This window comes from Sporosarcina sp. P1, from assembly GCF_002743155.1.
GTDB lineage: Bacteria > Bacillota > Bacilli > Bacillales_A > Planococcaceae > Sporosarcina > Sporosarcina ureae_B.
Genome location: NZ_PDYS01000046.1, coordinates 1 through 1,432, shown reverse-complemented (window position 1 = coordinate 1,432; position 1,432 = coordinate 1). Strand labels below are relative to the sequence as shown.

The following is a 1,432-nucleotide window of genomic DNA, read 5'->3' as shown; positions in this document are numbered from 1 at the left end:
ATGTATTAGGCATGCCGCCAGCGTTCGTCCTGAGCCAGGATCAAACTCTCCATAAGAGAAATTCGATTAGCTCGAGTTTCATTTGCTGGCATCAATTAAGATACTCATTTTGTTTGTGTCATCGTTAGATGCACAAACTGTATTTCGTTAACGTTTTGCTGTTCAGTTTTCAAGGTTCATGATATTCATAAACAAAATATTTGGTGGAGCCTAACGGGATCGAACCGTTGACCTCCTGCGTGCAAGGCAGGCGCTCTCCCAGCTGAGCTAAGGCCCCAAATAAGTGGTCGGGAAGACAGGATTCGAACCTGCGACCCCTTGGTCCCAAACCAAGTGCTCTACCAAGCTGAGCTACTTCCCGAGTCTAAAATATATAAATAATATGGCGCGCCTGGCAGGAGTCGAACCCACAACCTTCTGATCCGTAGTCAGACGCTCTATCCAATTGAGCTACAGGCGCATTCTATAAAATTAATTGGTGCCGAGAACCGGAATCGAACCGGTACGGTAGTCACCTACCGCAGGATTTTAAGTCCTGTGCGTCTGCCAGTTCCGCCACCCCGGCAAGAGTGGAAATTAAAAGCGGAAGACGGGATTCGAACCCGCGACCCCGACCTTGGCAAGGTCGTATTCTACCACTGAACTACTTCCGCATAAAAAATGCGGGTGAAGGGAGTCGAACCCCCACGCCCGAAGGCACTAGATCCTAAGTCTAGCGTGTCTGCCAGTTCCACCACACCCGCGATATGTTTCGGCAAAAAATAATGGTGAGCCGTACAGGATTCGAACCTGTGACCCTCTGATTAAAAGTCAGATGCTCTACCAACTGAGCTAACGGCTCGTACTAAGTGGTGCCGGCGAAAGGACTTGAACCCTCAACCTACTGATTACAAGTCAGTTGCTCTACCAGTTGAGCTACACCGGCAGGTGTAGATTATATGGTGGAGGATGACGGGCTCGAACCGCCGACCCCCTGCTTGTAAGGCAGGTGCTCTCCCAGCTGAGCTAATCCTCCTGGGTATAATGTTATTTTAGTATGTTCTTATTCTTTTTGATCACTAGATTATGTATAGAACATTCAGCATCGATCTTAAGAAAAGAATTGCCTGGCGACGTCTTACTCTCACAGGGGGAAACCCCCAACTACCATCAGCGCTGAAGAGCTTAACTTCCGTGTTCGGTATGGGAACGGGTGTGACCTCTTCGCCATCGTCACCAGACTATGTATCCTCGTTCTTGAGGACATTTATTATTATAACACTTGTTGTATTTAATGCAAGCATTATTTTAAATAAATTTTTGAGTAAAGCTTGTTCACTCAAAACTGAATAAAAGACATTGGTGTAGTTCAAGTAACTACTTTTTAATATAGGTTAAGTCCTCGATCGATTAGTATCTGTCAGCTACATACGTCGCCGTACTTACACCCCAG

The 1,432-nt window shown here is 46.4% G+C and carries 9 tRNA genes and 1 rRNA gene; all 10 read right to left on the bottom strand.

The features are described 5' to 3' along the window. Positions 1–201: 201 nt before the first annotated feature. A tRNA-Ala gene (locus tag CSV73_RS16280) sits at positions 202–277 on the bottom strand. 7 nt (positions 278–284) lie between these two features. Then, positions 285–361 (bottom strand) — tRNA-Pro (locus tag CSV73_RS16275). A 22-nt stretch (positions 362–383) separates the two neighbouring features. Continuing rightward, positions 384–460 (bottom strand) — tRNA-Arg (locus CSV73_RS16270). A 16-nt stretch (positions 461–476) separates the two neighbouring features. Continuing rightward, positions 477–565: transfer RNA gene (locus CSV73_RS16265), tRNA-Leu, on the bottom strand. Positions 566–581: 16 nt separating this feature from the next. Continuing rightward, positions 582–653 (bottom strand) — tRNA-Gly (locus CSV73_RS16260). Positions 654–661: 8 nt separating this feature from the next. Then, positions 662–743: transfer RNA gene (locus tag CSV73_RS16255), tRNA-Leu, on the bottom strand. Between the two features lie 22 nt (positions 744–765). Further along, positions 766–841: transfer RNA gene (locus tag CSV73_RS16250), tRNA-Lys, on the bottom strand. 8 nt (positions 842–849) lie between these two features. Next, a tRNA-Thr gene (locus tag CSV73_RS16245) sits at positions 850–925 on the bottom strand. Positions 926–939: 14 nt separating this feature from the next. Beyond that, positions 940–1,015: transfer RNA gene (locus tag CSV73_RS16240), tRNA-Val, on the bottom strand. Positions 1,016–1,104: 89 nt separating this feature from the next. Further along, positions 1,105–1,220, bottom strand: a 5S ribosomal RNA gene (gene rrf / locus CSV73_RS16235). Positions 1,221–1,432: the final 212 nt, after the last annotated feature.